This window comes from Streptomyces sp. BoleA5 (genome assembly GCF_000373665.1).
In the GTDB taxonomy this organism is placed as follows: Bacteria; Actinomycetota; Actinomycetes; order Streptomycetales; family Streptomycetaceae; genus Actinacidiphila.
In genome coordinates, this window is record NZ_KB892100.1 from 134,942 (window position 1) to 152,354 (window position 17,413).

Below are 17,413 nucleotides of genomic sequence, written 5' to 3' on the forward strand. Positions count from 1 at the left end.
GCACGGTGACCACCGGCGGTGGTGACTACCGGTTGTGGCGGACGATCTGGGGGGCGATGTCCTCGGTGAAGGTCTCGTCCTCGGTGGTCTTGAGCGTGGTGGCCTTGGCGGTGGTGGTGCCGCAGAACGCGGCCTCCAGGGTGCCGCCGAGGACGGTGTTGACGGTGCCGTTGTTGGAGGTGTTCGCCATGGACGTCATGCTGCGCTTGCCGTCGGCGGTGGTGAACGCGTAGGTGTAGAAGCCCTGGACGGTGCCGGTGTGGCCGTAGACGGTCACGCCGCAGGACAGCTTCCTGGCGCGCAGGCCCAGTCCGTAGGACTGGGTGCCGTCGGCGTTGACCGGGACCATGGTCATCATCTGCTGGAGCTGCGCGGCGGGCACGAGCTTGCCGGTGACCAGGGCGGAGAAGAAGCGGTTGAGGTCGCCGGCGTTGGAGATGACCGCGCCGGCGGACTGCGCCCAGGAGACGGTCTGCTCGGTGGAGTCCACCAGGGGCAGGGTGGTGTCGTCGTCGCGCAGGTAGCCGTGGGCGTAGGAGCCGGAGATGGCGGTCTGCGGGTGGACGTAGGTGGTGTTCCTCAGGTTCAGCGGGGTCAGGATCCGCTGCTGGTAGTGGGTGGCCATCGGCACGCCGGTGACGTTCTCGATGAGGGCGCCGAGCACCACGAAGTTGGTGTTGGAGTAGCTGTAGGCCGCGCCGGGTGCGTTGGTGGGCTGGTGGGCGGTGGAGAGGTCGATGAGTTCCTGGTAGGTGAAGACCTTGTTCCGCACCGCTTCGAAGCCGGGGACGGTGTAGTAGAACATGTCGTTGGTGTAGTCCCACAGGCCGCTGCGGTGGGAGAGCAGGTGCCGCACGGTGATGCGGTCGTCGGGCAGCGGCTGCGGCAGGTAGGTGTTCGCCGGGGCGTCGAGGTCGATCCGGCCCTCGGCGGCCAGTTGCATCAGGACCACCGTGGTGAAGCTCTTGCTGACGCTGCCGACCCGGAACCGCCGGTCCGCGTCCATCGCCGTGCGGGCGACGGTGTCCGCCTGCCCGGACGCGATGCGGTAGCTCGAACTGCCCGAGTCGATACGGGTCAGCGCGCCGGGGGCGCCGTTCGCCAGGGCCTGCTTCTGGACGGCCAGGACACCCGCGATGTCCGGGGCGGGAAGCGACGGGGTCGCGGCGACGGCCGGCGAGGCGGCCAGGGTGGTGATCACGGCAGTGCTCGCGAGCGCGATGCCCGCAATGGTGAAGCGCATCCGGTTCTCTCTGTCGTCGGTGGAGGAGCGTGGGACGGCACGCGGGCCCAGCGCCCGCAGCGCTCACGGCTCCACACCAACTGACCGGCCCCGCTCCGGTTCTGTGACACCGACATTAACGCCGGCCCCTCGGCGAGGGGCGGGCGCCCCCATGTCCGGGCGCCGCCAACCAACCCTGTAGGCACGCCATGTGACAGAGCATCAGTCATTCCGGCGAGTCAGGGGTTCATGTCGTCCGACGGCCGGGGCCCGTCCGGCACGCCGTCGCCGTCCACGGGCCGGACATTTGATCGCTCACAAGCAACTTGTACACGAGGCAATATGGCGCTAAGTTTCTCGGTGTCGGGCAGCACCCCAGCGGCGCACCGGCGAAGGAACGACCCGCACCGTCCGAGGAGAAGAACCACCATGAACGACACCGCCGCCACCCGCCCCGCGCCGCACAAGCCCACCATCGTGCTGGTGCACGGCGCGTTCGCGGACTCCTCCAGCTGGAACGGCGTGATCCCGCACCTGCGGGAGGCCGGCTATCCGGTCATCGCGGCCGCCAACCCGCTGCGCGGCCTGGCCGGTGACGCCGCGTACGTCGCGAGCGTGGTGAAGGGGGTGGAAGGCCCCGTCGTCCTCGCCGGGCACTCCTACGGCGGCGCCGTGATCAGTGAAGCCGCCGCCGGGGAGGCGAAGGTCAAGGCACTGGTCTACGTCGCCGCGTTCATCCCCGACAAGGGCGAGAGCGCCCTGGAGCTGTCGAACAAGTACCCCGGGAGCACCCTCGGCCCGAACCTCGACGCGCTGCCCTTCCCCCTGACCGACGAGTCGGCTTCACCCCTGACCGACACCGGGACCGGCACCGACCTCTACATCAAGACCGAGGCGTTCCACGACCAGTTCGCCGCCGACGTGCCGCACTCCGTCACCGACCTGATGGCCGCCACCCAGCGCCCCATCGCCGCGGCCGCCCTGGAGGAGCCGGCCACCGTGGACACGTGGCGGGCGATCCCCTCCTGGAGCCTCGTCGCCACCGCCGACCGCAACATCCCCCCGGCCGCGCAGCGCTTCATGTCCGAGCGCGCGCAGGCCCGTACCGAGGAGATCGACGCATCCCACGCCGTCTCCGTCTCCCGGCCCGAGGCCGTCGCCCGCCTCATCCTCCGTGCCGCCGAGAGCACCACCGCCTGACCCCGAGGTTGCCCGCGCCCCCGGCAGTCACTAGATTCCATCAGGTGACTGCCGGGTCGGCCTCGAGCCAAGCACGAACAGGTTCGCCGGCCTTGGCGTGAGCGCGAGGCGGGCCAGAGCCCCGCCCTCCTTCCGAGTCTCCCCGCGGTGCCCCCGTGCGGCACCGATCCCAGCGAACCCGAGACCCGGAGACCGATGTCATCGATGTCCAACGACCGGCAGAACCCCCCTGCGATCGAGCCGCGCCCGGCTCCCGCCCAGTTGAACCACACCGCCGTCTACGCCCGTGACCGGCGGTTGTCCGCCGAGTTCCTGGCCGTCGTACTGGGCCTGGAGGTCGGCGCACCCTTCGGGCCGTTCCTCCCCGTCGAGCTCGGCAACGGCGTCACCTTCGACTACTACGAGAAGCGCGACGAGCCGATCCAGTCGCAGCACTACGCCTTCCTGGTCACCGAGGAGCTGTTCGACCAGGTGATCGCCCGTCTGGAGGCGATCGGCGTCACTCACCACGCCGACCCCGGCCACACCGAGCCCGGTCGGATCAACCGCCTGTTCGGTGGTCGTGGCGCGTACTTCGCAGATCCGGACGGCCACAACATGGAGGTCCTGACCCGGCCCTACGCCCGGCCCTAGCCGGCGGCCGCCGACCTCCGTTCCTTCCGGCCCCGGGCGCGCAGGCCCGGGGCCGGACGGTCACCTACCCGGCCGGGATCCCGGCCTCCCGGGCCCACAGGGCGGTCAAGTCGAGCCTGGTGCTGCGGACGCCCCGGTGCCCGGCCGACACCAGGTGGCCGCCTGCGGTGAGGACCAGGGCCCGGATGTCGTGCAGTGCGGGGACGACGGCCCTGCGTCCGCTCAGCAGATGCCACAGGTGCAGTCGCCGGTCGGACCAGGCGACGGCGAGGACGGGTCCGGCGTCGTGGGTGTCGGCCACGGCCAGTGCCGCGGGGACCGCCGCGCGGCGCTCGACCGGGTCCGGCGGGTTGTCGCCGCCCTCGGTGTCCCACAGCCTGACGGTGCCGTCGAGGCCGCCGGTCACCACCAGCACGGCGGCGTCGGAGACGTCGAGGCAGGCAACCGCCGTCACACCGGTGCGGTGCGGCTCGACGCCGCGGGGGCCGGGCCCGATGTCGTACAGGGGCCACAGGCGTACGCGGCCCTGGCCGTCCGCCACGGCGACGTGGCGCGGGGTCGACGCCACGGCGGTGGGACGCTCGGGAAGGGAGGCCAGCGAGGCGGAGTTGTGGTGCAGGGCCAGGTAGCCCAGACCCATGGGCACCTGGGCCCCGGTGGCCAGCGGGAGCGGGTGGAGCGTCCCCGATCCGTCGAGGGCCAGCAGGCAGTCGTCCGTCACCGCGGTGAGCGCCACCGGTTGCCACGGCGTGCCGCCCGACGACGGGCTCGCGACGACCTGACCGTCGGCGAGCGCGATCCGGGCCAGTTGCCCCAGACCGTTCGCCGACACGAGGGTGCCGTCGGAACCGGCGGCGCCCGGCAGGAGGGCGAGGGCGTCCGCGGGTCGCGACGGCCTGCACCACGACGTGGTCCAGGGGCCCGACTGGGCCAGTGGCCTCAGGTACTCGGCCAGCCGCGGGTCCGTGCCGACGGCCGCGGCGTGCAGGACGGCGGCCCGTTGGGAGTCGGGCAGGTCCGGGGCCGACAGTGCGGGTGCCGCGTCGGCCCACACGGCGCGCAGGCTCGGAGGCAGGGGGACGGCGGGGTCCACCAGGGTGGCGGTGATGGCCGGGACCGATCCGTACACGAGGTAGCCGGGGTCCCTGAGCAGTTCATGGGCCGCGCCCGTGGTCAGCGCGCGGTCGAGGGCGTGTTCGCGCTCGTCGGCCGACGCGGTGCGCCAGTCCCGGCCCGGTGCCGGCGCGGCAGGAGTCGCGGCGCCCTCCGGGCGGGGGCCGGGCAGCGGTGTTCCCACGGGGTGGGCGTCGTCCGCGGGTTCCAGCGTCAGCACGAGCGCGTCCGGTGTGCGGGCGAGTTCCCGTGCCTCGGTCTCGATGAGCATGCGGAGGTCCGGCAGCCGAAGCAGCGGGGCGAGGAGGTCGTCGACGACCGTGCCGGGTCGGCCGGACGGCAGGTGGGCCGGGCCTCGTCCGGCCTGGTGGAGGTCGGCGACGGCGAGCAGCACCGGTCGCGGGTCCGCCCGGAGCCGTCCCAGCAGTTCGTCCGGCTCCGTGGGGCCGTAGCCGAGCTGCCGGCCGAGCTGCCAGGCCAGTGTGCGGGCGGTCTGCCCGCGCGCGAAACCCACGGCGTGCACGGTGATCCGGGGGTCGGCGGCCGATCCCGCGACCAGCCAGGCGATCAGCCGGCTCTTGCCCGTACCGCGCGGTCCGGTGACCAGGGCGGCACGCGGCCGGTCGTCGCCGGGGCCGGCGGCCCAGGCGAGGAGGGCGGGCGCCGGGCGGGCGGCCGGGCCGTCGAGGGGCGGCCACGCAGGGGGGCCGGACGTGGTCAGCGCGGGTCACCCCTTCTCGGACTGGCTTCGGACGAAGGCCTGCAGTTCCCTGATGCCGGCGACCCGTTCCTCGGCGGTCTCGCCGTAGGACACGTTGTGGGTGAGGGAGGCGTCGGGGAAGCTCATCTCGAGCCACATCGAGCAGTAGTGACCCGGCATGAAGCAGGGCTCGAGTTCGGTGTGGATGCGGGTGACCTGGTCGGGTTCGACACCGGCCGCGTACATCCGCGACCAGGTCCGTTCCTCCGCGTGCACGCAGATCGACCCCGGCTCGCTGACGAGGTGCTTGGTGCCGTCCGGGGCGGCGAACTCGAACGTCGCGAAGGACCGGACGCTGGCGGTCGTGCGGATGTCCTCCAGCACCAGTGGCCACCAGTGCTCCGGATCGGCGAAGGCCTCGGGGTCCGCGGACTCGAGCCGGCGGAACGTGGCCTGGTAGGCGGCCGACGCCTGCTCGGGGTCCTCGCCGGTGGTGACGGCCTCCAGGAGGGTGTCCACCTCCAGGAGGCTCTCGGCGAACAGCGCCGGGCCGGAGCTGACGAACCTGTCCGGCTCGTCGTAGCCGAGGAGTACGCCCCACACCTTGCCGTCGGGAGCGACGCAGAGGTCGAAGGCGCGGTCGGAGCCGAGGCGGGTCCAGGAGGCGTGGGGGTCGCCCTCCAGATCCCTGCCCATGCCCCGCGCGTACGCGCGCAGTCCGACCGGCTCCTCCGGCAGCGTGTGGAAGTACGGGTTCACCCGCAGAGGCAGGACGAGGCCCGCGGTGTGCCCCCAGGCGGCGGCGTCCACGAAGTCGGGTACCGCGGGCCCGGTCTCCAGGAGCCGCACTCCCGATGCGCCGAACCGGTCGGTCAGGCGGTCGCCGGTGGGCGTCACGTCGTCGTTCTCCTCAAGGGGTGGGTACCGGTTCGCTAGTCCTGCATGAGGTTCCGCACGTACCGCAGAACGAGGTACCAGGCGGAGTCCTCGTTCTCCATCGCCGCGGCGTCGGTCCGGCGCATCAGCGCCAGCAGCCGGTCGTGCGCGCCCTCCGGGTCGACGCCCTCGTCGGTGGCGGCCTCCGGATCGTAGTCGGGCCGTTCCTCCTCCAGCGCGTGGAGGAAGAACGCCAGCGCGTCCACGCCGCTGTTGAGGACGTGCGGGCTCCCGTCCTCGGGGATGCAGTACACGACCCCGGTCCTGGTGTCGACCATGACGTCGTCCATGCCGATCCCGCCGAGGGACAGCCAGGCCGACATGTCGAAGGGGCAGCTCGGGTACTTCCTCGACACGGCCTGCCAGGCCTCGCCGCCGATGCGCAGGTCACCGTCGACGAGCAGCTGATCCGCCTGGAACCAGCCCATCTGGTCCGGAAGGCCCACGTCCCTCAGAAAGGCCCGGGTCGGCCCGTGGGCGATTCCGGCGAGAGCCGTGTCATCCGGAGTCACCAGTTCGTCGGGGCCGAAAACCGACTCCATGGCGACGCGGTCGATCAGGGGACTCATTTCGCGGCTTCCGGGCTTTCATTCGGGGGTGGCTGACGGGTGCAGATGGTACCAGTGGGGCATCTCAGTGGTGGTGGAGCCCCTTGAAGTTGGTCCAGGGGCTTCTCTTCTCGGGCCGCTCCCCCGGATACATCCGATTGAGCCGGTCCTCCACTTCGCGGTTTCCCTGCTCCATGGATTCCGCTGACGGCCCGTAGTCGATGCTGTGGGTGACGTTGACGTGCGGCATCCATTCCTGGATCCACGCCGCGCAGTCGCTGCTCTCGCTGCAGGGTGCCCGTTCGGTGTAGAGGTCCTTCACATGCTCCCCCGTCCCGTTCTGCAGGAAGGGTATGCCGAGGACCTTTTCCGAGTGCACGGGGTTGTTGCTCCGTCCGACCAGGATGAAATCCCGGGTATTGCCGTCCTCGTGCTCGTATTCCACGCGTGCCGCGGCGTAGTTGTTGCTGCTGAACTTGGGCTCGCCGGTGTTCTTGTCCGGCGTGTAGTTGCCGTAGCTGCCCTGCTCGTGGCGTGCCAGCGCTGTCGCGCGGGAGAGTTCGTCCTCGTAGAAGGGGACCTTTGTCGAGGCCTTGCGCGGCCGCGCGGCCCTTTCCTCCGGGGTGCTCTCCGGCCATGCGTAGGGGTTGTCGGGATTTTTGGGACGGCGCGGGACGGTGTCGTTGTTCGCGCCCGTGAGCTTCAGCGGCACGCCCAGCAGGTCGCGGTCGGCGTCGGTCAGGTCGACGGGCCCGTTCCTGGTGAGCCGCTGGATCTTCCCGCGGTCGCCGAGGAGGTAGACCGGCCGCTCGCCGATCCGGTCGCGCAGTTCGTCACGGCTCGGTTCCCGGCGGTGGATCCTGTGGAGGTCGTCGGCGATCTTGCCGTCGTTCTGGTGGTGGTTGTCGTGCATCAGCTTGACGCCTTGCTTCATGTCGTCGCCGATGTGTTTGGACGCCTTCTTGACCCCCTCGACGATGCCGGTCATCGCCTTGTCCATGGCACCGTTGACGGCGTTGGCTATGGCGTCCTTGCCCCGGGTGCGGCCCTGGTGGGTCTTCGCCTTGCCGATGTGCGACATGCTGTGGCCGTCGAAGTGGTCGCCGGCGCTCTTGAGCGAGTCCTGCAGGGTGCCGTACGACTGCAGATCGACATTGATCTGCCCGGAGCCGCCCCCGGCACCCCCGGTGCCGCCGCTGCCGCCCGAACCGCCTCCGCCCGGCCCTGCGGAGGCCAGTTGCATGGAGTCCTTGCCCGCCTTGGCGGTCCTGCCGAGGTCGACGCCGTTCTGCACACCCAGCGCGTTCGAGCCGACCTGCACCACCAGGTCGCCGACCATGGCCCCGATGGCCTCCTCGATGGGGGCGGTCACCCGGGACATGATCTCGTCGATGACGGCCTGCTGGACCTCCTTGAAGATCCGCTTCACGATCATCCGGCAGGCCTGCGTACCGGCGATCCCGCCGAGGGACGACAGCCCCAGCGTGACGGGCGCGGCCGCCACCGCGGCGACGATCTCCGTGGCGAGGATGCCCAGTTGGACGATGGCCGCGAGCTTGGCGCCCTCGATCAGCACCGCGACCGCTTCGAGCCCGAAAGCTGCCGCCTCGCCGATGTCCGTCAGGCCCGAGAGGTGCTTGCCCCGCACCATCTCCCAATGCGCGGCCAGGGCGTCAACGGCGGGGCCCTCGTTGGCCCCCACCATGTCCTGCATGGCCGCGTGCAGATCGAAGGTGCCGTTGCGCAGGCTCTCCGAGAAGTCGCGCATGGCCTGCGCCATCTCGCGGTAGTCGTCCTCGTCGACGTTGGGCCAGGACACGCCGATCAGGTCGAGAGCCTCATCCAGATAGCTCGGCAACACCACGCCCATGGAACACCCCCGCGACACCGGCGCCGGTCGGTCGGCATCGTCTCGCCCTGTACGACGCCGCGTCAACTGCGCACGAAAACGGGCTGTTCGGAAAGGGCGCGCGGGATGCACCGGCACGCACGAGAGCCAACTACCTTTTCACGGAGCCCCTTTGGGGTTATCCGCGGGCGACGATCCGCGCGGCCCGCGTCGTGACGGCCGGCGGCCCCCAGGGGTACGGCCGTCGGGCGACGCGGGCCGGGGCCTTCAGCGAACGGTGATCACCGTCTTGCCGCGGGCGTGCCCCCGCTCCACATGGCGCATCCCCTCGGCGGTCTCGGCCAGTGGATAGGTCCGGTCCACCACGGGGGTGAGCCGGCCGGCCTCGATGAGCGCGGTGACGGCGAGCAGGTCGTCCCGGGTGGGGCCGCCCGGGGTCGCCGGGAGGATCACGCGCAGTCGCTGCCGGGCGAAGGCGTCGGCGGCGACCAGGCGCAGCGTCGAGCCCACGGCGCCGACCACGCGGCCGGGCGATCCACCGCCGTTGGCCACCAGGGTGCCCGCCGGGGTCAGTGCCCGGCGCAGCCTGCTCAGCGGGTGGTTGCCGACGTTGTCCAGGATCAGGTCGTAGCGGAGGCCGGACCGGGTGAAGTCCTGCCGGGTGTAGTCGATGACGTGGCCGGCGCCCAAGGAGCGCACCAGTTCCGCGTTTCCCGGGCTGCACACCGCGGTGACATCGGCGTCGAGGGCGGCGGCGATCTGCACCGCGAAGTGGCCCACGCCGCCGGCGGCGCCGTTGACCAGTACGCGGTGCCCGGCCTGCGCCCCGCCGACGGTCCGGATACCGCGCAGCGCGGTCACCGCCCCCATCGGCACCGCCGCGGCCTGCTCGAACGTCAGCCCCGCGGGTTTGGGGACCAGCAGGTCCGCGGTGGTGCGGGCGTACTCGGCACAGGCCCCCGGACAGAAGCCCAGCACCTCGTCACCGGGTTCGAGGCCCTGCACGCCCGGTCCGACGGCCTCCACGTGACCGGCGGCGTCGATCCCCGCCACGGCCGTCCTCGGCCGGGTCAGCCCCATGCCGCCCATCAGCCGCGCCACGTACGGGTCGCCGCGCATCATGTGCCAGTCGTACGGGTTGAGCGCCGCCGCGCGTACCCGCACCACCACCTCGCCGGCGCCCGGCTCGGGCCGGTCGAACTCCTCCAGCCGCAGAACCTCCGGCGGGCCGAAACTCTTCTGGACGATCGCTTCCATCGAATCCCCCCAATGTGCGAACTCCCTTGCTGCGCACCGTAGGTGTACGGCGTACACCCGTCAAGAGCCGCGAGGGAGGGAGGTTCTGGCGTACGTGTTCTCAGCGCCTCAGGACGCGTGCCTGAGCCGGTCCAGGCCGTCCAGCATCAGGTCCAGGGCGAATTCGAACTCCAGCTGGTCGTCGCAGCCGGCTCCGACGACGGACTCCGCGTCATGGGCGACCGCCATGGCCAGCTCGGTGACATGCGGGTAGCGCGCGGCCATCTCCTCGGGCGGCAGCGCGTCCGGGTCGGGCTCGCCGCCCGGGGAGTCCTCGAACAGCTCCTGGGAGAAGCCGAGTACACGGCTGCCCATGATGTGCATCGCGTGATGGACCAGATCGAGCGTGAACCCGCCGGCCCGGAAGATCCCGATCATCGAGTCCAGGTACCCCAGCACCGCGGGTGTCGGAGCCGAGCGGGCCTTCATCCGGGCTTCGATCACCCCCGGCGCCCATGGATGGCGCAACAGCATCCGGCGCGCCGACAGCACCCGCCCGCGCACCGCCGGTTTCCAGCCCACCCCGGGGGCGGGCGGGTCGATCTCGCCGACCACGGCGTCGATCATGCCGTCCAGCAACTCGTCCTTGTTCGCCACGTGCTTGTACAGCGCCATCGGCACCACTCCGAGTGCCGCCGCGATCTTCCGCATGCTCAACGCGGCGACCCCGCCGTCGTCGGCCAGCGCCACCGCGGCGGCCAGAATCCGCTTCCTGCTCAGCGGCCTGCGCGTCCGCGCGGCGGCACCGGGCTGCATGGCGATCTCCACCGTCCCCCTCTTCCAGCTGCTCGACCAGGGCTGTTGGCATTGCCACGAGTGTGGACGGGCCCGCCCCATCCTCCCCCACACACGGACGGGAGCGCAGAGGGTCAGCCCTCGCCGTGCCGACGCGGATGCCTGACCGCGGCCAGGGCGGTGCAGGCCGCGGCGGCCAGGAGGAGGAACGTCGCCCCCTCGCCGTAGTAGCCGGTCGCGCTCGCGATGAAGGGGCCGGCGCACAGGATCGCACCGTACGACAGGGCCTGGGCGGCCATGCCCGCCCGGTAGAACACCCCCACGGCGTACGCCACCGCCAGCAGCGCGCCCATGGCGCGGGATGCGGGACGGCTTGCGGTGCGGAGGTCGCCGCGGGGCCGGTGCATAGGATCGCCGGCATGGCACTGCGACCTGTTCAGGTGAACGTGAAGGCTCTCGACGCCTCGGCGGTCGGGCGGTTCTGGGCGGCGGCGCTCGGGTGGAGTGCCTACAGCCCCGGCGTGACCACCTACGTCGGACCCGCGGGCGGCCTCGTCTGGCCGGATCCGGTGACCATGGGTGTCGACGTCGTTCCCGTCCCGGAACCCAAGACGGCGGCGAAGAACCGTGTCCACCTCGATCTCGCCACCACCTCCGCGAGGCATCAGGCGGAGTTGGTCGCGCGCCTGCGGGCTCTCGGCGCGAGGCCCGCCCACGTGGGTCAGGGCGACGTGCCGTGGACGGTCCTCGCCGACCCGGAGGGGAACGAGTTCTGCGTGCTGGAGCCTCGGGAGGTGCACCGGGACACCGGCCCGGTCGCCCGGGTGGTGGTCGACTGCGCGGATCCGCCGGCCATGGCCCGGTTCTGGGGCGAGGCGACGGACTGGACCCTCCACGAGGTGACCGACGATCAGGCGGTCCTGCGCTCCGCCAAGGGGGCCGGCCCGTATCTGGAGTTCCTGCGTACGCCCGACGTGAAGACCGTGCCGGACCGCGTCCATCTGGACCTGCTGCCGTATCCCGGTGACGACAAGGTGGCGGAGGCAGCGAGGTTGCGCACCCTCGGCGCCACCGATCTCGACCTCGGCCAGGGCGACGTCCCTTGGACGTGCCTGACCGACCCGGAGGGCCACGAGTTCTGCGTCCTCGCGCCGTCCTGAGGCCGAACCCGTCCGCCGGATCACCCCGCCGCACGAGCGCCCGAGCGGCAGTCCGTCAGGCCAGGTTCCCGGCGGGGATCCGGGTCGGGGCGAACCACTGCTGGATCCAGTTCGGATAAGTCGCCGGTGGCCTGCTGACCTCGTCGAGTTCGGCGAGGTCCTGCCCGGTCAGCGTAAGGTCGCCGGCGGCGACGTCGTCCGCGAGTTGCTCCACCGTGCGGACGCCGACGATCACGCTGGTGACGGCGCGCTGCGCGAGCAGCCAGGCCAGGGCCACCCGGGCCGGGCCGACCTCGTGCCGTGCCGCGACGGCCCGGACCACGTCGAGCACCGCGAATCCCCGGTCCTCGTCGAACGGTATGAAGTCGAAGCCGTTCCGGGCACGGCGGGAGTCCGGTTCCGTGGTCGCCCCACCACGGTCGAACTTGCCCGTGAGGAATCCGCCGGCCAGCGGCTGCCACACCGTCAGGCCCAGTCCCGCGTCCTCGGCCAGGGGCACCAGCTCGTGCTCGGCGTCGCGCGCCACCAGCGAGTAGTGGGCCTGGTTGGCGACGAACGCCGCCTGGTGGTGCAGCGCGGAGATGCCCAGCGCCTTGCTGATCTGCCAGGCGGCCAGGTTGGAGCAGCCGATGTAGCGGACCTTGCCCTGGCGCACCGCGTCGTCGAGGGCGCTCAGCGTCTCCTCCAGGGGAGTCAGGTGGTCGTGATTGTGGATCTGGTAGAGGTCGATGTAGTCGGTCCCCAGCCGGCGCAGACTGTCCTCCAGGGCCCGCATCACGTGCAGCCGAGAGAGTCCCTGATCGTTGGGCCCCGGTCCGACCGGAGCGAGCAGCTTGGTCGCCAGCACCACGTCCCGCCGGCGCCGCCCGACCGCCCGGCCGAGCAGTTCCTCGCTCTCGCCGTCGGCGTAGACGTCCGCGGTGTCCAGGAAGTTGATCCCGGCGTCCAGCGCCGCGCCGACCACCCGGTCCACGTCCTCCTGACCCAGCGCCCCATGGGTGCCGTACACCGGGTGGTCCCTGCCTCCGAACGTCATCGCGCCCAGGGAGATCTCGGAGACCCAGACCCCGGTACGTCCCAGCAGACGATATTTCACAGTCACTCCTCGTAGGCACACGTACGTGCTTGGTCGCGGCGGCGGCCGGGGCAGGGCGCCCCACACCTTTCCGATCGCCACGTCCGGACATCACGTCCGGAAATTACGCTACACGATGTCCGGACACGGTGTAATCTGACGTTCCCCCGCCGGGCCCCGGCCCCACGACGACCCAGGATCCGGACATGCCCTCGATCACCCGCCGACGCGGCGCGAAGGTCGGCCGCCCCACCTCGGCCGAGGCGGACGTCCTGGCCTCGACCCAGCGCCTGCTGGCCGGCGGCGCCACCTTCACGGAACTCGGCGTGCAGCAGATCTGCACCGAGGCCGGCGTCGCCCGCTCGACCTTCTACAGCCACTTCCGCGACAAGACCGACCTGCTGCTGCGCCTGGCGAACCAGCTCATGGCCTCGTCCTTCGACGTCACCTCGGCGTGGCAGCCCGCGGCCGGCGTCGACGGCCTCGAAGAGGCCTTCCTGCAGGTGATCCAGGTCTACCGGCGGCACGCCGCGGTCCGGCGGGCGCTCGCCGAGGTCGCGACGTACGACAGCGCCGTGCGCGACTACTTCACGGCCGAGCTGAACCAGTTCACCGACTGGACGGTCAAGGTCCTCCGGGCCGAGCAGGAGGCCGGCCGGACCGCCGCCGGCGTCGACCCCGTCAGCGCCACGCGGATCATCGTCACCGGCGGCGAGCGCGCCTTGACGGACCAGGTCACCTCTGCCGACGCGGCGAGCGACCCCGCGTTCGCCCGCGAACTCGCGCACACCTGGTGGCACGGCGTCTACCGTCGCCCCGGCACCTGACCCCCACGGGACGTCCGCAGCCCCTCGGCGGTACTAGGGTGGGCATTGGTGGGCATTGGTGGGCATTGATGGGCTGTGAGACGGCCCGGAACGGGTGACGCAGGAGCAGGGCCCGCGGCCCGGCAACCGGTCCGCTGCAGGTCCGGCCGCCACGAGCGGCGACCGGAGCGGACCGCGCTCAAGCCGTCGGGCATCGGGGATGGACCTGAGGCGGTTCCGAACCATGAGGGACACACATCGGATCGAGCCCGACGCGGCGAGCATCGGCGGCGGCCCCGTGCTCGCCGCATGGGAACGGTTCGTGCAGGGCGAGGATCACGTCCCGGGTGTCCGGCCGCTGGTGGCGATCTCCTGGCACCGCTGCCGGGAGCAGTACCGAGTCGATCCCCACCTCACCAAGGCTCCGGTGGCCGTGGCGAAGCCCGAACACACCCCCGAGCACGATGCGGTCTTCGCCGAACTGGGCTTTCGTGCCGCCGCCGTGGCGCATGAAGTGGGCAGCCTCGGCGGCGTCGTCACCGTCGCCGACGCCACCGGGCGGATCCTCGCCGCGTGGGGTGATCACGCCACGCTCGTGCGGGCCGGCGACTGCAATCTGGCGCCCTGGTTCTGCTGGTCCGAGCGCGCGGTCGGCACGAACGCCACGGGCACGGCGCTCGAGGCGCACGGCCCGGTGTCCATCAGGGGCGCCGAGCACTGGTGCCGGGCTTTCCACAACTGGGTGTGCGCGGGCATCGCGGTGCGTGACGTGGTGACCGGCGAACCGATCGCGGTGCTGAACGTCTCCTGCTGGCGCGGCGGGCTTCCCCCGGCCGTCGAGAGCTGGCTGGCGAGCGCCGTGACCATGACCCGCTACCCCCTCAAGAGCCGCGCCCGGGACAGCGGCGCGGAGCTGGTCGCGGCGTACACCCAGGCCAGGGCGACGACCGGTGCGGCGCTCGCCGCCGTGGACACCGCGGGCAAGGTGGTGATCGCCGACGACATGGCGGGCGTGCTCCTGGGCGTCCCCGCGTCCACCCCGGCGATCGACCCCACCCTGCGATGGAACCCCGGGCTGCCGGAATTCATCGCGGCCGCCCGGTACGCCGGCAGTCAGGCGGTCCACGATCGCGACTGGGTCGGCTCGACGCAGATCTTCGCCCACCTCGCCGACGAGCCGACGTCGATCACCTTCCGGCCCGTCTTCTCCTCCGGCCACCTGATCGGGTCCCTGGTGCTGTTCGGGGTCTCCGACGGTGCGCGGCTGCCCGGGACGGAGGGGTCCGCGCACCCTCGGCTACCGCCGCGCCGGCTGGTCGCGCTGCGTGACAACCGGATGGTGCTGCTGCGGCTGCCGGAAGTCTCCTTCGCCGAGTCGCACGGGAGCGACGTGTGGCTCTCCACCGATCAGGGCCGATTGCGGGCCGCCTCACTGAGCCTGGACAGACTCGACAGCGATCTGGCGGATGTCGGCTTCCTGCGGGTGCACCGCCGCTACGTCGTCAATCTCAGCCGCATCCGGGAGATCGAGCGCGGGCTCAAGGGCGAGCTGTCGCTGGTCATGGAAGGCCGGACGAACGAACTGGTGCCGGTCTCCCGGCGGAACGCGCCGGCCGTGCGTCGCGCGCTGAACATCTGAACCACGACGCCACCTCCGGAAGGAGATTCCCGTGTCCGACTTTCCGGATGCCGCCGCCGACCGGACGAACGCCGGCAACGCGGGCGGCCTCGGTCTCTCCGTCCCCACCGGGCGACGCGGCCGCCCGATCGGCGCCGCGGGCCATCGCGACTGGTGGCCGGGCCGGCTCGACCTGAGGATCCTGCGGAAGCACCCCGCCAGTGCAAACCCCATGGGTGCGGACTTCGACTACGCCGCCGAGTTCCGCACACTCGACCTCGACGCCCTGGCGCGCGACGTCGACGAGGCCCTGACCACGTCGCAGGACTGGTGGCCGGCCGACTTCGGCCACTACGGGCCACTCGTGATCCGGATGGTGTGGCACTGCGCCGGCACCTACCGCGTCCATGACGGCCGGGGTGGCGCCGGCGCCGGCATGCAGCGTTTCGCACCGCTGAACAGCTGGCCGGACAACCGCAACCTCGACAAGGCCCGCAGGCTGCTGTGGCCGGTGAAGAAGAAGTACGGCCGCACAATCTCCTGGGCCGATCTGATGGTCTTCGCCGGCAACCGTGCTCTGGAGACGATGGGTCTCACGACCTTCGGTTTCGCGGGCGGCCGGGCGGACGTGTGGGAACCCGACGAGGACGTCTACTGGGGTCCCGAGCACGCCTGGCTCGGCGACGAACGCCATGGCGGCGTCAGGGAGCTGCAGCGTCCGCTGGCCGCCGACCAGATGGGACTCATCTACGTCAACCCGGAGGGACCGAACAGCGTCCCGGACCCGCTCGCCTCGGCCCGGGACATCCGCGAGACCTTCGGCCGCATGGGGATGAACGACGAGGAGACCGTCGCGTTGATCGCGGGCGGCCACACGTTCGGCAAGACCCACGGCGCCGCCGACCCGGCCACCCACCTCGGCCCCGAGCCCGAGGGTGCTCCTCTTGAGGAGCAGGGCCTGGGGTGGAAGAGCGGCTACGGCACCGGGAAGGGCCCTGACACCATCTCCAGCGGGCTCCACGGCACGTGGACGCCGACCCCCACGACGTGGGACAACAGCTTCTTCGAGACGCTGTTCGGCTACGAGTGGGACCTGGAGCTGAGCCCCGCCGGTCTGTGGCAGTGGATCCCGCGGGACGGCGGCGGTGCCGGCACCGTGCCGGACGCCCACGACCCGTCGACGACGCACGCCCCGACCATGCTGACGACGGACCTGGCACTGCGGTCGGACCCGGTCTACGAGCCGATCTCACGGCGTTTCCTGGACCACCCCGACCAGCTCGCGAACGCTTTCGCCCGGGTCTGGTTCAAGCTGACGCACCTCGACATGGGTCCGGTCCGGCGTTACCTCGGACCGCTGGTCCCGCGGGAGACCCTGCTCTGGCAGGACCCGGTCCCGGCCGTGGACCACGAGCTCGTCGGGGCGGCGGACATCGCCGAGCTCAAGAGCCGGGTCCTCGCCAGCGGGCTGTCGGTCGCCCAGCTCGTCTCGACCGCGTGGGCGTCGGCGTCGACCTTCCGCGCCAGCGACAGGCGCGGCGGGGCGAACGGCGCGCGCATCCGCCTCGAGCCGCAGCGGGGGTGGGAGGTCAACGACCCCGGCAGGCTGGCACAGGTGCTGGGCACCCTGGAGGAGGTCCGGGAGTCCTTCAACGGATCCCAGGCAGGGGACAAGAGGATCTCGCTGGCCGACCTCATCGTGCTCGGCGGGGCCGCCGCCGTCGAGCGGGCCGCCGAAGTGGCCGGCCACGGGATCCGGGTCCCCTTCGTTCCGGGACGCACGGACGCCACGCAGGAGTGGACCGATGTGGAGTCCTTCGCCTCCCTCGAGCCGGCCGCGGACGGGTTCCGCAACTACTGCGGTGGCGGGAACGACCGGCTGCCGCCGGAGCATTTGCTGGTCGACCGCGCGAGTCTGCTGGACCTGAGCGCGCCCGAGATGACCGTCCTGGTGGGTGGCCTGCGGGTGCTGGGCGCCACCTACCGCCAGTCGCCGCTGGGCGTGTTCACCTCGCGGCCCGGGTCGTTGACCAACGACTTCTTCGTGAACCTGCTCGACACGGGCACGGCATGGGAGCCGGCGTCCGCGGCCGCCGAAACCTTCCTGGGGCGCGACCGGGGCACCGGCGAGGTCAAGTGGACGGGCAGTCGCGTCGACCTCGTCTTCGGCTCGAACTCCGAGTTGCGTGCCATCGCGGAGGTCTACGCCGGCGACGACGCACGGGAGAAGTTCGTGAAGGACTTCGTCGCCGCGTGGGACAAGGTCATGAGCCTGGACCGGTACGACCTCGTTCGATCCTCCCGACGGGGGCACACGGGCGACGAACGGTAGCCGGTCGCGGACGAACGGCATGATCCGGCCCGCGCACGCGCTCACCCTTGTCGGTGTGATCCGTCCGGCGTAGCGTGCTTGTCAGGCGGCACATTGTCCGCTTTCCCGCGCATGCAATCCCGCGCAATGGAATTCCGATGCGACGAAATTCTTCGAAGTCCATTCGGAGACCGCTTTCGAGGGCGGTGTG

Annotated in this window: 15 protein-coding genes; 6 read left to right on the forward strand and 9 right to left on the reverse strand. The window is 71.5% G+C overall.

Annotated elements, in window-relative coordinates; all coding sequences use genetic code 11:
- Nucleotides 1-25 precede the first annotated feature (25 nt).
- Nucleotides 26-1,243, reverse strand: a complete 1,218-nt coding sequence (locus B085_RS0115615) for a serine hydrolase domain-containing protein (protein WP_018559500.1) — start codon at nucleotides 1,241-1,243, stop codon at nucleotides 26-28.
- A 408-nt stretch (nucleotides 1,244-1,651) separates the two neighbouring features.
- On the opposite strand from B085_RS0115615, the gene B085_RS0115620 reads away from it, so the two are divergent.
- Both B085_RS0115620 and B085_RS0115625 read left to right on the forward strand, forming a co-directional pair.
- Nucleotides 1,652-2,422: an alpha/beta fold hydrolase gene (locus B085_RS0115620; RefSeq protein WP_018559501.1), complete on the forward strand. Its 771-nt coding sequence runs from the start codon at nucleotides 1,652-1,654 to the stop codon at nucleotides 2,420-2,422.
- Between the two features lie 204 nt (nucleotides 2,423-2,626).
- The gene (locus B085_RS0115625) at nucleotides 2,627-3,055 is read left to right on the forward strand and encodes a VOC family protein (RefSeq protein WP_018559502.1); all 429 of its coding nucleotides are present in this window, start codon (nucleotides 2,627-2,629) and stop codon (nucleotides 3,053-3,055) included.
- A gap of 64 nt (nucleotides 3,056-3,119) precedes the next feature.
- Here B085_RS0115625 and B085_RS42560 read toward each other — a convergent pair whose 3' ends face one another.
- From B085_RS42560 to B085_RS0115660, 7 genes are all read right to left on the reverse strand, one after another.
- Nucleotides 3,120-4,682, reverse strand: coding sequence for a hypothetical protein (locus B085_RS42560; RefSeq protein WP_158689744.1), 1,563 nt, complete (start codon nucleotides 4,680-4,682; stop codon nucleotides 3,120-3,122).
- 213 nt (nucleotides 4,683-4,895) lie between these two features.
- Nucleotides 4,896-5,765, reverse strand: a complete 870-nt coding sequence (locus tag B085_RS0115635) for a nucleic acid/nucleotide deaminase domain-containing protein (RefSeq protein ID WP_026251070.1) — start codon at nucleotides 5,763-5,765, stop codon at nucleotides 4,896-4,898.
- Between the two features lie 35 nt (nucleotides 5,766-5,800).
- Nucleotides 5,801-6,373, reverse strand: a complete 573-nt coding sequence (locus B085_RS0115640) for an SUKH-4 family immunity protein (protein WP_018559503.1) — start codon at nucleotides 6,371-6,373, stop codon at nucleotides 5,801-5,803.
- 64 nt (nucleotides 6,374-6,437) lie between these two features.
- Complete coding sequence (locus B085_RS45640) at nucleotides 6,438-8,222, reverse strand: nucleic acid/nucleotide deaminase domain-containing protein (RefSeq protein ID WP_051102065.1); 1,785 nt, start codon at nucleotides 8,220-8,222, stop codon at nucleotides 6,438-6,440.
- A gap of 246 nt (nucleotides 8,223-8,468) precedes the next feature.
- Nucleotides 8,469-9,458: an NAD(P)-dependent alcohol dehydrogenase gene (locus B085_RS0115650; protein ID WP_018559504.1), complete on the reverse strand. Its 990-nt coding sequence runs from the start codon at nucleotides 9,456-9,458 to the stop codon at nucleotides 8,469-8,471.
- 108 nt (nucleotides 9,459-9,566) lie between these two features.
- The gene (locus tag B085_RS0115655) at nucleotides 9,567-10,253 is read right to left on the reverse strand and encodes a TetR/AcrR family transcriptional regulator (RefSeq protein WP_026251071.1); all 687 of its coding nucleotides are present in this window, start codon (nucleotides 10,251-10,253) and stop codon (nucleotides 9,567-9,569) included.
- A 113-nt stretch (nucleotides 10,254-10,366) separates the two neighbouring features.
- Nucleotides 10,367-10,585: a hypothetical protein gene (locus tag B085_RS0115660; RefSeq protein ID WP_158689745.1), complete on the reverse strand. Its 219-nt coding sequence runs from the start codon at nucleotides 10,583-10,585 to the stop codon at nucleotides 10,367-10,369.
- Between the two features lie 66 nt (nucleotides 10,586-10,651).
- On the opposite strand from B085_RS0115660, the gene B085_RS0115665 reads away from it, so the two are divergent.
- Entirely contained in the window at nucleotides 10,652-11,392 is a 741-nt protein-coding gene (locus B085_RS0115665; protein ID WP_026251072.1) for a VOC family protein, read from the forward strand.
- A gap of 55 nt (nucleotides 11,393-11,447) precedes the next feature.
- On the opposite strand, the gene B085_RS0115670 is transcribed toward B085_RS0115665, so the two are convergent.
- Nucleotides 11,448-12,488: an aldo/keto reductase gene (locus tag B085_RS0115670; RefSeq protein WP_018559508.1), complete on the reverse strand. Its 1,041-nt coding sequence runs from the start codon at nucleotides 12,486-12,488 to the stop codon at nucleotides 11,448-11,450.
- Between the two features lie 185 nt (nucleotides 12,489-12,673).
- On the opposite strand from B085_RS0115670, the gene B085_RS51655 reads away from it, so the two are divergent.
- The 3 genes from B085_RS51655 to katG all read left to right on the forward strand — a co-directional run bounded on the left by B085_RS51655 (nucleotide 12,674) and on the right by katG (nucleotide 17,223).
- Complete coding sequence (locus tag B085_RS51655) at nucleotides 12,674-13,294, forward strand: TetR/AcrR family transcriptional regulator (protein WP_018559509.1); 621 nt, start codon at nucleotides 12,674-12,676, stop codon at nucleotides 13,292-13,294.
- A 223-nt stretch (nucleotides 13,295-13,517) separates the two neighbouring features.
- Nucleotides 13,518-14,912, forward strand: a complete 1,395-nt coding sequence (locus B085_RS0115680) for a DNA-binding protein (protein ID WP_026251073.1) — start codon at nucleotides 13,518-13,520, stop codon at nucleotides 14,910-14,912.
- A 31-nt stretch (nucleotides 14,913-14,943) separates the two neighbouring features.
- Entirely contained in the window at nucleotides 14,944-17,223 is a 2,280-nt protein-coding gene (katG, locus tag B085_RS42570) for a catalase/peroxidase HPI (protein WP_018559511.1), read from the forward strand.
- Nucleotides 17,224-17,413: the final 190 nt, after the last annotated feature.